Raw genomic sequence first — 12286 nt, 5'->3', positions numbered from 1 at the left:
CCGAAAACAGCGGACGCCGCTCGGGTCCCGGCGGATAGCCTGGGGGAGTGACCCACGGCGACGCGACCCCGGACTCCGAGGACGCTCCGCCCGTCCCCACGCACGGCGTGGGTCCGTGGCCCGGCGGGCCGGACGCCTGGCCCGACGACCCGCGCTACGACCGCGAACTGCTCGCCGAGGGCGATCGGCGCAACGTCGTCGACCCGTACCGCTACTGGACGATGGAGGCCATCGTCGCCGATCTCGACGCCCGGCGGCATCCGTTCCACGTGGCGATCGAGAACTGGCAGCACGACCTCAACATCGGTTCGATCGTCCGCAGCGCCAACGCGTTCCTCGCTGCGGAGGTGCACATCATCGGCAAGCGCCGCTGGAACCGCCGCGGCGCGATGGTGACCGACCGGTACCAGCACGTCCGACACCACGAGGACGTCGCCGCGTTCGTGGAATGGGCGCAGGGAGAGGATCTGCCCGTCCTCGCGATCGACAACGTCGACGGATCGGTGCCCGTCGACCGCGCCGAGCTGCCCGAGGCGTGCGTACTCCTCTTCGGTCAGGAGGGTCCAGGGCTGTCACCCGAGGCGCTCGCCGCTGCGACCGGCGTCGTCGAGATCACGCAGTACGGTTCGACGCGATCCATCAACGCCGCGTCGGCCGCGGCCGTGGTCATGTACGAGTGGTGTCGCCGCTGGGCATGAGAGCTTTCTCATCCGGGAGAGGGTGAGAAACGCCCCTGGGTGTCGCAGACTACCCCTGCTGTTCGAACTCCCCCCTTCGACGGATGGATCCCCTCGCCATGTCCGATTCCCCTGAAACGACCCGTTCGCCGCGCGGTGTCGCGCGTCGCTCCGTCCTGAAGGCGGGGGCGTGGTCCGTCCCGGTGGTCGCGGTCGCGGTGGCGGCCCCCGCGGTGAGCGCCAGCACGACGGCGAACCTCGCCCTTCTCCCCCCGCAGTTCGGCAGCGGGGTGCCCCTGTTCACTCCCGCCCTCACCGAACGCTACGTCGCCAGCGAGCCCGTGGGCGTCGTGGTCGGCAACACGACGGGACAGGTCTACACCGGCCCGGTCATCCTCCGGCTGGAGGTCGATCGCCGACTCTGGGACGTGACCGGCTTCACGTACGACGCCCGCGACGGTGAGGGAGCTCGGAGCGCCGGCTTCAGCGGTCCCTCGGTCACGGGCGACCGCGCCGTCTACACCGCCACGTTCGCCGCGACGGTCGTCCCGAACGCCGATCCGTACACGGGGATCCTCGTTCGTCCGGACCTGACGTTCCTCGGCGACTACCCGGATGACACTCTCGAGCCGGCCGATTCGGTCAGCACCTGGACACTCGTCGAAGCGGCCGACCTCGACGCCTCCGACAACGTCCACGTCAACGGCCCCGGGGCCACGGAGGAGTCCTCACCGTTCGGCGCGACCGTGACGGCGGACTTCGCGCAGGTCACCTCGGGCTCGGGCTCCGCGTATCGACCGACGCAGGCGACCCTGACGTCAGTGGGGCCCAATCCCACCGCGGTGGGAGACACCGTCCGCGTCACCTTCGATGCGGCACTCGGCGACCTCGCCTCCCTCGAGGGCGTCGCCCTCAACGGAACGCCCGCGCCCGACCTGGTGTCCGAGCAGAGCAACACCGTCTCCGGCGCCTTCCGGTCGGTGCTGTTCTCGCTGACGTCGCCGCTGGCCTCCGGTGACGTCGTCACCTTCGCGCTGTCCTACTCGGATCCGACCGGCGCGACGCCGCAAGTGGGATCGTCGCCGCAGATCGGCTACAGCGCGGCCGTCCCCAACGACCCCGATCAGCGCGCCCTGTCGCGAAGCTACGTCAACGGCCCCCAGAGCTGAGCGAAGGCGACCCGGCATCGGGCTCGACCGCATCGGAGCGCCCCGCCCTCCCGGAGAGCTGCGGGCACTCGTCGACGACGGGCCGGCCGTGGACGCGGCCCGTCCGAAGCAGCAGGAGCGCCGCTCCGAAGAGCACGCCCGCGCTCACCAGCACCGAGACGGCGAATACCGCGCCCGAGAAGGGTCTGTTGCGGTACACCCACGTCGACGACGCGGCATCCCACGCCTGATACTCGACGTAGTAATAGCCGCCCGCGCAGAAGATGACCATGGCCACGATCAGCGCGACGGCCACGATCAGCGTTCCCGCCACATGCCCCCGCATGCGACCAGGATAGGGATCGCAAGTGTCGGGCGTGTGAAATCGGCGGGAATCAGGTTCCCGCGCGCGGATGCACTTCGTAAACGAACACGGCCTGCGTCTTCGAGTCGACGCGCAGGGTGGCGGAGGTGGCGGCATCCCATCGGAGGGTCGTCGGCGCGGCACCGGGCTGGCCGGGGAGACCGCACGCGACGTCGGCCGACGTGCCGTCGACGCCGCCGATCTGGACGGTGAGGGGCGCGCCCGTGGCGCTCTCGCACGCGACGACGACATCCCACGATCCGCCGACGGGCTGGAGGTCGACGCTCGCCCCGGCCGATCCGACCTCGCCGGTGCCGCGGGCGACGGCGGTGCTGCCGCCGAGACCGTTCTCGGGCAGCGCGGTCGCGGCCCACTGTTCCAGCGTCGCGGCGTCGCTCGGCAGCGCTTCGCCGGGGGTCGGTGCCGACGGGGAGAGCGACGGCGTGGAGGGAGGCGGGGTCGACGTCGAGGGAGCGGGCGACGCCGCGTCCGTCGACGTGCATCCCGCGAGCAGGATCAGCGCAGGGAACAGCAGGGCGGGGAGGGCCGCGCGGGCCGGGGGGTTCGACCTCATGACGGCACGGTACGCGCGAGTCCTGGGAGTCGCGTGGGCATCTCAGGCGCCCGCGGTCATCCACGCCCTGCCGCGCACGCGGAGTCCCAGCGTCGTGGCGCGGGCCAGCATGTAGACCCCGAAGAACGCGGCGGCGAGCCAGGCCAGACCCGCCGGGCCACCGCCCGCGAACACGGCCACGAGCACGAGCGCTGGAACGTACGGCACGAGGTTGAGCAGCCCCGCGATCGCGAGGTAGCGCGCGTCGCCGGCGCCGATCAGGACGCCGTCGAGCACGAACACGAACGACGCGAGCGGCTGCGCGACGGCGAGGACGAGGAGCGCCGGCTGGATCAGGGCGGCGATCTCGGGATCGCCCGTGAACACCAGACCGAGGACCCCGGATGCCGCGGCCACGAGCGCCCCGACGGCGACGCCGAACCACAGGCCCCACGCCACCGTGCGCGAGAGCACGTGCCGCGCCCCGGCGACGTCGCCCGCGCCGAGCGATTTGCCGACGAGCGCCTGCGCCGCGATCGCGAGCGCGTCCAGCGCGAAGGCCGCGGTCGAGAAGATCGTGAAGGCGATCTGCCAACCTGCCAGCTCGGCCGACCCGAGGCCGGTGGCCACCGCCACCGTCGCGAGGAACGCGGCGCGCAGGCTCAGCGTGCGCAGGAACAGCCAGCCGCCCGAGCGCGCCGTGCCGCGGAGCCCGCCGGGCTCGGGGCGCAGCGACGCCGCGTGCGTGCGGGCCAGGCGCGTGGCGATGACGACGTAGGCGCCCACCATGCCCCACTGCGCGACGACGGTGCCGATCGCGGAACCGGCGATGCCCCAGCCGAAGCCGTAGATGAAGAGGAAGTTCAGAAGCGCGTTGGCGCCGAAGCCGAGACCGGCGATCCACAGGGGGGTCACGGTGTCCTGCATCCCGCGCAACAGCCCGGTCGCGGCGAACACGACGAGCATCGCGGGGAGTCCCCACATCGAGATCGACAGGTACACGCGGGCGTTCTCGGCCACATCGGGTGCCGCGCCGAACACGTCGACCAGCGCCGGGGTGGCGAGGACGCCCGCGGCGGCGAGGACGGCGCCGATCGTCAGCGCGAACCACATGCCGTCGATGCCGACGGACACCGCACGACCCAGCTCGCCGGCACCGAACCGACGCGCCACGGCGGGTGTGGTCGCGTACGCCAGGAACACCATCAGCCCGACCACCGTCTGCAGGACCGCGCTGGCGATCCCCAGCCCGGCGAGCGGCGCCACGCCGAGGTGGCCCACCATGGCGCCGTCGACGATGAGGAACAGCGGCTCGGCGATCAGCGCGCCCAGGGCCGGCACGGCCAACCGCACGATCGCGCGGTTCAGCGTCGCCGGTGCGGGGGTGGTCACCGTTCGAGCCTACGGCCGCCCCCCGACACGACATGCTGAGCCCGCGTGGAGCGGAGGGATTTATCCTGTCTCCATGACCCAGACCCCCCGATCCGGTCTCGCGCTCGACGAACTGAGCGACGAGATCCGCCCCCAGGACGACCTGTTCCGCCACGTGAACGGCCGCTGGCTGGAGCGCACCGAGATCCCCGACGACAAAGCCCGATGGGGCAGCTTCCATCTCATCGCCGAACAGGCGGAGAAGGACGTCCGCACCATCGTGGAGGAGTCGCAGCAGGCCGAGCCGGGCAGCGAAGCCCGCAAGATCGGCGACCTGTTCGCGAGCTTCCTGGACACCGACCGCATCGAGGAGGCGGGAGCGGCGCCACTGGCGGATCAGCTCGCCCGCGTCGACGCCGTGACCGACGTGCCCGGCTTCCTCCGTCTCGTCGGAGAGCTCGAGCGCGACGGCGTGAGCGGCCTGCTGACCCTGTTCGTCGAGCCCGACCCGGGCGACCCCACCCGCTACGTCCCCGTGATCTACCAGGGCGGCCTGTCGCTCCCCGATGAGAGCTACTACCGGCTCGAGAACTTCGCCGAGACGCGCGCCGCCTACCGCGCGCACATCCAGCGCATGTTCGAGCTGGCCGGGGTCGCCGAGCCGGCGGCATCCGCCGATCGTGTCTTCGCCCTCGAGACCGAGCTCGCGACGCACCACTGGTCGCGCGAAGACAGCCGCGACGCCGTGAAGACCTACAACCTGCGCTCGTGGGACGAGATGGTCGGCCTCGCCGGCCTCGACCTCGTGCCGTGGCGCGCGGGTGTCGCCCCGGGGCACGAGGACGCCTTCGCCGAGGTCGTCGTCTACCAGCCGAGCTTCATCGAGTCCCTTGGCGCACTGCTGGTCGACGAGCGCCTCGAGGACTGGAAGGCGTGGCTGCGGTTCGCCGTCGTGCACTCCGCCGCGGCGTTCCTGTCGGAGGAGTTCGTGGCCGAGAACTTCGCGTTCTACGGCACGCAGCTCACCGGTGTGCCGGTGAACCGCGAGCGTTGGAAGCGCGGCGTCGGCCTCGTCGAGGCGGCGCTCGGCGAAGCCGTCGGCAAGGTGTACGTCGAGCGGCACTTCCCTCCCGCGGCGAAGGATGCCATGGACGTCCTCGTGAAGAACCTGATCGAGGCCTACCGCGAGTCGATCACCGCGCTGGAGTGGATGACGCCCGAGACCCGGGAGCGCGCGCTCGCGAAGCTCGACGCGTTCACGCCCAAGATCGGCTACCCGGTGAAGTGGAAGGACTACTCCGACCTCGACATCGAGGCCGGCGACCTCGTCGGGAACGTCCGCCGCGCCCACGTGTGGGAGCACGACCGGCAGCTCGCGAAGGTCGGTCAGCCGATCGACCGCGACGAGTGGTACATGACCCCGCAGACCGTCAACGCGTACTACAACCCGCTGATGAACGAGATCGTGTTCCCCGCGGCGATCCTGCAGTACCCGTTCTTCGACGCCGACCGCGACGCGGCCGCCAACTACGGCGGGATCGGCGCGGTCATCGGCCACGAGATCGGCCATGGGTTCGACGACCAGGGCAGTCGCTTCGACGGCGACGGGTCGCTGCGCGACTGGTGGACGGATGCCGACCGCTCGGCGTTCGAGGACCGCACCAAGGCGCTCATCGCCCAGTATGAGGCGCTCGTCCCCGAGGGGCTGAGCGAGGAGCACCACGTCAACGGCGCCCTCACGATCGGCGAGAACATCGGCGACCTCGGCGGCCTGGGCATCGCGCTCCGCGCCTACCGGCTGTCGCTCGGTGCGGACGAGCCCGCCGACGGTCCCGAGGTCGACGGGTACAGCGGCATCCAGAGGCTCCTGCTCAGCTGGGCGCAGATCTGGCAGCAGAAGGGCCGGGATGCCGAGACCATCCGCCTGCTGACGATCGACCCGCACTCGCCGAACGAATTCCGTTGCAACCAGATCGTGCGCAACATCGATGCGTTCTACGACGCGTTCGAGGTCACCGAGGGCGATGCCCTGTGGCTCGACGCGGACCAGCGCGTCACCATTTGGTGAGGTCGCGTTTGTTGCTCTCCTGACCCGGAAGGAGCCACGCTCGTGGGCATGCCACCGGTTCCCGAGCCTGCCGCACCCGAGCCTTCCGGAGGGTCCGTGGAATCGTCGCGACGCGACGCCCCGGCCCTCCGGGGTTCGGCGCGGAAGGGACCTCGACGCCTGCCGCGACGGGCGGCCGCCGGTCGCCGGTCGTTCACGGCGACGCTTCGCGCGCTCGACGAGCTCGCGGCGTCCGGGGCGAAGGTGTCGGTGCGCATCGACGACCTCGACGGCGGCTCCGCGGTGCTCGAGGGCGACGATTTCGTCACGCTGCCGGTCGCCGGACTGGGCGTCGTCCCGCTGCTGGTCGAGGTGGCCGCGGCGATTGAGGCCGGCCGTGTCGAGGCTCTCGAGATCATCGACCGCGCCACGGTCCACACCGCGTCGGCCGGGGGAGTGTGGCAGCACCTGAAGGCCCCGGCGCTGCCGCTGGCGGACGTGGCGGTGCTCGCCGCGTCCGCCGGTGACGCGCTGGCGGCGAACGCGCTCCTGCAACGGGTGGGGCTGCCCGCGGTCCGCGCGCGCATCGAGCAGCTGGGGCTGCGGCGCACCGCCCTCCTCGACCGCTTCCGCGACGACCGCGGACCCGACGACGCTCCGCACGTCGCGCTGTCGACCGCGCGCGAGATGGCCTCCGTGTTCGCCGGACTCGTCAACTCCACGGTCGTGTCGCCGGGGGTCAGCGCCCAGGTCGCGGAATGGCTGAGCCTGAACCACGACCTGTCGTTGGTGGCATCCGCGACCGGTCTCGACCCGTTCGCCCACGAGAACGACCGCCACGGTCTGCTGTTCGTCAACAAGACCGGCCGATCCGAGGGCGTGCGCGCCGAAGCGGGCGTGCTCGGCGGCCCGCGCGCGGGCGTCGCCTACGCGCTCATCGCGAACTTCGACGACCTCTCGATCGCGCACCGTCTGCGCGCGCACGACGCGTTCCGCGTGCTGGGCGTGGAGCTGATGGAGTACGTGTACTGACGGTCAGAGGTGCGCGCGGACCTCGTCGTCGGACGGCTCGACGAGGACCGTGCCGTCCGGCAGCACGACCACCGGCACCTTCGTGCTGCCGCCGAGGTCCGCCGCGCGGGCGGCGTCGTCCGCCGACGCCCCGACGTCGATGAACGTGTACTCCGCGCCGACGTCGTGCAGCAGCGCGCGGGTGCGGAGCGTGTCGGTGCACTCCTGCTTCCCGTAGACCACGATCTCGGCGCTCATCGGGCCGTGTACCCGCCGTCGACCGGCAGGGTCACGCCGGTGATCCAGTCGGCCTCGTCGGAGGCCAGGAACAGCACCGCGTACGCGACGTCGATGGGGCGGCCGAGCCGTCGGATCGACTGGTGCGCGGTCATCATCTCCTCGTATGCCGGCATCCCGCCCGGGTACTCCGCCGCGATTCCCTCGACGAGAGGCGTGAGCACGGTGGACGGGTTCACGGCGTTGACGCGGATCCGGTGCCGGCCGTAGCTGGCGGCATCCTGTTTCGTCTGCATGTTCACCGCGCCCTTGGCCACGTGGTACGGCGTGAATTCGTCGTTGCCGAGGATCCCGTAGATCGACGAGAAGTTGACGATGGCGCCCTTCCCGGCCTCGAGGAAGTGCGGGACGGCGGCTTTCGTCGCGAAGAAGACCCCCTTCACGTCGACGGCGAAGACGGCATCCCACTCCTGCTCGGTGACCTCGTGCGTGGGCTTGTCGGCACCGATGATCCCGGCGCAGTTGATCAGCACGTCGAGCCCGCCGAACGTCGCCGCAGCTCCGTCGACGGCGGCGCGCACATCGGCCTCGTTCGTGACGTCGGCGCGCGTGTACACCGCGTCGCCTCCCGAGTCGCGGATGCCGGCGGCCACCGCCTCGCCGGCCTCGGGCTGCGCGTCCAGGAGCGCGACGCGCGCGCCCTCCGCGGCGAAGAGCTCGGCCGTCGCGCGGCCCATTCCGGAGGCGGCGCCGGTGATCACCGCGCGCTTGCCCTGCAGTCGTGCCATGGGGGGTCCTTTCGTGACGGCGGGGACGCGCGGGCGCGTCCCCGCCGGAGGGGGGGTATCGGTCAGGCGTCGACGGGCTGCTTGGCGTCCGTGCGGTGGAGGAGCGTGGCGTAGCCGGACTCCTCGAGCTCGCGGCAGTACCGCTGGTAGACCTGCCCGCCGCCCATGTACACCTGGAACTCCTCCGGCTTGCCGGGGATGTTCTCGCCGAGGAACCAGGCCTTGGCCTTCTTGCCCTCCGTGTACATGACGGTCTGGCGGCCGGTCTTCTCGGTCTCCGCGCGCCACCAGTCTTCGGACTCGGGCGTCGCCTCGAAGTACTCGATCCCGTGCTCCTCCGCCCACTTCAGTGCCCGCTGGAGCCACTGCGCGCCGAGCTGGATCGGAACGATGAGGTTCGAGTACGGAGTCTGCGGTCCGAGCGACATGAAGAAGTTCGGGAATCCGTGCGCGTTGATGCCGAGGTTCGACTTCAGGCCGTCCTCGGCCCACTTCTCGCGCAGCGTGCGACCCCCGCGACCGACGATGTCGATGTGGGTGAGCGTGCCGGTCATGGCGTCGAAGCCGGTGGCGAAGATCAGCACGTCGAGCTCGTACTCGGTGTCGCCGACCTTCACGCCCTTCTCGGTGATGGCCGTGATCGGCGTCTCGGCGGTGTCGATGAGGTGGACGTGATCGTGGTTGAAAGCGGCGTAGTAGCCGTGGCCGGTCGGGACGCGCTTTCCGTTGAACGAGTAGGTGCGCGGCGAGAGGAGCTCGGCCGTGTCGGGGTCCTTCACGATCTCGGCGATCTTCGTGCGGATGAACTCGGATGCCAGCTCGCTGGCCTCGTGGTTCGTCGCGAGGTCGTTGAAGCACTCGTTCGCGAAGTGGAAGCCGCCCTCGTTCCACTTGCTCTCGAAGATGCGGCGACGCTCGTCCTCCGAGACCTCGAGCGCGCTGTGCTCGGCGGGTTCCATCGCGACGCCGAACGGGTGGTTCGCCGCCTTCTCGTAGACGAGGTCGTAGTTCTCGCGGAGCCACGCCATGTCTTCTTCCGAGACCTTGTCGTTGTTGGTCTCGACGATGAAGTTCGGCGTGCGCTGGAAGACGAAGAACTCGTCCACCTGCCCGGCGATGACGGGCACGATCTGGATGCCGGAGGCCCCCAGGCCGATGAGTCCGACGCGCTTACCCGACAGGTCGACGCCTTCCCGCGGCCACTGGGCCGTGTGGTACTTCTCGCCGCGGAACGTCTCGATCCCGGGGATCTCGGGGAAGATCGGCTGCGAGAGCACGCCCATGCCGCTGATCAGGTACTTCGTGGTGAGGGTGCCGCCGCCGACGAGGTGGACCGTCCAGGTGTTGGCATCCTCGTCGTAGACGGCGGATTCGACCCGCGTGTTGAGCCGGATGTCGCGGCGGAGGTCGAGGCGGTCGGCGACGAAGTTGAGGTAGGACAGCACCTCTTCGCCGGACGGGTAGCGCTCGGTCCAGGTCCACTCGTCGCGCACCTCCTTCGAGAAGGAGAACGAGTAGTACGAGTACTCGCTGTCGGTGCGCACGCCGGGGTACCGGTTCACCCACCAGGTGCCGCCGATGCCGTCCTCGCCGTCGACGGCGATCGTGCGCAGGCCGATCTCGCGCAGGTGGTGCAGCATCGCCAGGCCGGAGAATCCGGCGCCGATGACGATGGCGTCGTAGTCGCGGTCGCCGGTACCGCGTGCAGGGGTGGTGCTCATGGCGGGGGTCCTTTCGGTGGAGGGGGTCATGCCGAGACGCGCGACGAGCTCGTCGTGCGCACCCAGTCGGCGATTCGGCGGATGGAGGTGTCGGCGGGGACGTGCCGCCCCGCCTGAAGGGGCCAGACGTGCTGTTCGCCCGAGACGGTCTCGAACGTGACGTCGACGCCGGCGCTCGCGGCGCGCTCGGCCAGACGCACGGCGTCGGCGTACAGGGACTCGGCGTCGCTGGCGGTGATGAACAGCGGCGGGAAGCCCGTGAAGTCCGCGTACAGCGGGTTCACCAGCGGGTCGATGGGAGAGGCGCCGCCGGAGAGGTAGCGGTCGATGTTGCCCTGCAACCCCTCACGGGCGATCAGGAAGTCGGTCGCGTCGTTGGTCTCGATCGTCGCGCCCGAGTTCTCCATGTCCACCCAGGGCGAGATGGTCGCGACACGGCCGGGGAGCGCGGCGCCCCGCTGCAGTCGGCGCAGCACGGTCGCGATCGCGATGCTCGCGCCCGCGCTGTCGCCGACGGGTGTGATCGCCTCGGGGGCGTAGCCGTCGGCGACCAGCGCGTCGATCACGGCATCCGCGTCGTCCAGCTGCGCGGGGTACGGGTGCTCGGGGGCGAGGCGGAAGTCGGCGACGAACGCGGACGAACCGGCGGCCTTGGCGAGGTGTCCGGCCATCTTGCGGTGGCTGGCGGACGAACCGAGGGCGAAGCCGCCACCGTGCAGCACGAGCAGGATGCGATCGCGGTCGGCTCCCAGCGGAGTGACCAGGATGCCGGGGACGCCGCCGATGCTCGTCGAACGGTACGTCACGTCCTCCGGTTCGGCCGTCGCGCGCTGCCAGTCCTCGAAGACCCATCGAAGGACGGGGAGCGACATGTCGGGGGCGGCGGTGAACTCGACGGTCCACTCGGCGTAGATCTCCCCCAGGGGGTCGGTGGGCCTGTTCTCGGCCATTCGCGGATCCTCCTCATCGTGGATTCCAGGTCGTTCGGGGCATCGGAGCGCCCCGGTGACCCCAGGATGAACCGCCCTCCGGCCGTCGCGACGGGGTGTCGCAGAATGAGTCACCCGCGTCTCACCGTGACGCGATCAGCCCCCCGCCCGCCGCCGCAGACTGCTGGACACCACCACATCCATGCCGGCATCCACAGCGGGGGACCCACCCCTCCGGCCGGCTCTCAATGACGAGAAAGTTGGCACGCACATGCGACACAGCACCGCGCTGCGCACCGCGGCGATCTTCGCCGCCGTCGGCGCACTCCTGCTCACCTCGGCCTGTTCCACCGGATCGTTGTCCTCGGCCGGTTCCGGCGACGACGCGTCCGCGGGCGCGACCGACAGTCAGGTCACCACCGGCACCGTCGGCGTCCAGGGCGACATCCAGGACATCTCGAACTTCTGCGGCGACAAGGACATCACCGTCGCCCTCGCCGACGGCTTCGGCGGCAACTCCTGGCGCAAGATCACCCGGGCGATCTTCGAGGCCGAGGCGGCCAAGTGCCCCAACATCAAGAAGGTCCTCTACACCGACGCGCAGGGCGACACCCAGAAGGCGATCAGCGACATCAACTCGCTCGTCGCGCAGGGCGTCAACGTCATCGTGACCTTCGTCGACGGCGGCGAAGCGCTGCTCCCGACGATCCAGAAGGCGACCGCGGCGGGCGTCAAGGTCGTGCCCTTCGTTGGGTCGCCCGGCGGGACGCCCGGCAAGGACTACGTCGACTTCGTGTCGGAGGACATCACCACCTACGGCAAGAACCTCGCCGACTGGACCATCAAGACCATGGGCGGCAAGGGCAACCTCGTGATGCTCGGCGGCATCGCCGGCAACTCGTACTCGCAGGGCGTCTACGAGGGCGTCCTCGAGGCCGTCAAGGCGAACCCCGGTGTGACGCTGCTCAACACCGACGGTCCCGTCGCCACCGACTGGGAGCCGGGCAAGACGCAGCAGGTCGTGGCCGGTCTCATCACGAAGTACGGCGACATCAACGGCATCGTCGCCGACTACGGCGGGGGCTCGGTCGGTGGCATCCGTGCCTTCGAGGCCGCAGGCAAGCCGTTCCCGGTGTGGTCCGCCAACGACAGCAACGAGTTCGCGTGCCTCTGGTACGAGTACAAGGACACGCAGCCGACGTACCAGATCGCGACCGAGTCCTCCCGCAACTGGATCGTCACCGTCGCCCTGCACAAGGCGCTCGCCGCGGCGAACGGTCTGCCCAACGACGAGCCGTCCACCTACAACCTCGAGATCATCGAGGACTCCACGGACTCGTCGAAGCAGCCGAAGTGCGAGAGCAGCCTGCCCGCCGACGCGATCCTCTCCTCCGGCCTGTCGGTCGACCAGCTGAAGCAGCTGTTCCAGTGATCCCCCGC

Annotated in this window: 12 protein-coding genes; 5 read left to right on the top strand and 7 right to left on the bottom strand. The window is 70.4% G+C overall.

Going from position 1 to position 12286, the window contains the following annotated elements; all coding sequences use genetic code 11:
• The first annotated feature begins 47 nt into the window (after positions 1-47).
• Together QM517_RS09730 and QM517_RS09725 are read left to right on the top strand one after the other, a co-directional pair.
• The gene (locus QM517_RS09730) at positions 48-698 is read left to right on the top strand and encodes a TrmH family RNA methyltransferase (protein ID WP_077051285.1); all 651 of its coding nucleotides are present in this window, start codon (positions 48-50) and stop codon (positions 696-698) included.
• A 98-nt stretch (positions 699-796) separates the two neighbouring features.
• Positions 797-1846, top strand: a complete 1050-nt coding sequence (locus QM517_RS09725; RefSeq protein WP_283287038.1) for a hypothetical protein — start codon at positions 797-799, stop codon at positions 1844-1846.
• On the opposite strand, the gene QM517_RS09720 is transcribed toward QM517_RS09725, so the two are convergent.
• Genes QM517_RS09720 through QM517_RS09710 form a run of 3 tightly spaced genes read right to left on the bottom strand, consistent with a single transcriptional unit; the run spans position 1827 to position 4134 of the window.
• Positions 1827-2171, bottom strand: coding sequence for a hypothetical protein (locus QM517_RS09720; protein ID WP_283287035.1), 345 nt, complete (start codon positions 2169-2171; stop codon positions 1827-1829). The two genes, QM517_RS09725 and QM517_RS09720, sit on opposite strands and share 20 nt — an antisense overlap.
• Before the next feature lie 49 nt (positions 2172-2220).
• A complete protein-coding gene (locus tag QM517_RS09715) occupies positions 2221-2763 on the bottom strand; it encodes a hypothetical protein (RefSeq protein ID WP_283287034.1) in 543 nt (180 codons plus the stop codon).
• Positions 2764-2805: 42 nt separating this feature from the next.
• On the bottom strand, positions 2806-4134 hold the full coding sequence (locus tag QM517_RS09710; RefSeq protein WP_283287032.1) for an MATE family efflux transporter: 1329 nt from the start codon (positions 4132-4134) through the stop codon (positions 2806-2808).
• A 73-nt stretch (positions 4135-4207) separates the two neighbouring features.
• Between QM517_RS09710 and QM517_RS09705 the strand changes: the two genes are divergently transcribed.
• Both QM517_RS09705 and QM517_RS09700 read left to right on the top strand, forming a co-directional pair.
• Positions 4208-6181, top strand: coding sequence for a M13 family metallopeptidase (locus QM517_RS09705; RefSeq protein WP_283287030.1), 1974 nt, complete (start codon positions 4208-4210; stop codon positions 6179-6181).
• Positions 6182-6229: 48 nt separating this feature from the next.
• A complete protein-coding gene (locus tag QM517_RS09700; protein WP_077051291.1) occupies positions 6230-7192 on the top strand; it encodes a serine hydrolase in 963 nt (320 codons plus the stop codon).
• Positions 7193-7195: 3 nt separating this feature from the next.
• On the opposite strand, the gene QM517_RS09695 is transcribed toward QM517_RS09700, so the two are convergent.
• The 4 genes from QM517_RS09695 to QM517_RS09680 all read right to left on the bottom strand — a co-directional run bounded on the left by QM517_RS09695 (position 7196) and on the right by QM517_RS09680 (position 10867).
• Positions 7196-7429, bottom strand: a complete 234-nt coding sequence (locus QM517_RS09695; protein WP_283287027.1) for a glutaredoxin family protein — start codon at positions 7427-7429, stop codon at positions 7196-7198.
• The gene (locus QM517_RS09690) at positions 7426-8196 is read right to left on the bottom strand and encodes an SDR family NAD(P)-dependent oxidoreductase (protein WP_283287025.1); all 771 of its coding nucleotides are present in this window, start codon (positions 8194-8196) and stop codon (positions 7426-7428) included. Before QM517_RS09690 ends, QM517_RS09695 begins: the two co-directional genes overlap by 4 nt.
• A gap of 62 nt (positions 8197-8258) precedes the next feature.
• The gene (locus QM517_RS09685) at positions 8259-9917 is read right to left on the bottom strand and encodes a flavin-containing monooxygenase (RefSeq protein WP_283287023.1); all 1659 of its coding nucleotides are present in this window, start codon (positions 9915-9917) and stop codon (positions 8259-8261) included.
• Between the two features lie 26 nt (positions 9918-9943).
• Positions 9944-10867, bottom strand: a complete 924-nt coding sequence (locus QM517_RS09680) for an alpha/beta hydrolase (protein WP_283287022.1) — start codon at positions 10865-10867, stop codon at positions 9944-9946.
• Positions 10868-11117: 250 nt separating this feature from the next.
• Between QM517_RS09680 and QM517_RS09675 the strand changes: the two genes are divergently transcribed.
• Positions 11118-12278 carry an ABC transporter substrate-binding protein gene (locus tag QM517_RS09675; RefSeq protein ID WP_283287019.1) on the top strand — a complete coding sequence of 387 codons (1161 nt, stop codon included), beginning with the start codon at positions 11118-11120 and terminating at the stop codon, positions 12276-12278.
• Positions 12279-12286: the final 8 nt, after the last annotated feature.

Origin of the sequence: Microbacterium sp. IEGM 1404, from assembly GCF_030056775.1 — a bacterium.
Classification (GTDB): Bacteria; Actinomycetota; Actinomycetes; order Actinomycetales; family Microbacteriaceae; genus Microbacterium.
The sequence above is the reverse complement of the archived record's forward strand: the minus strand, read 5'-3'. Positions and strand labels throughout refer to the sequence as shown.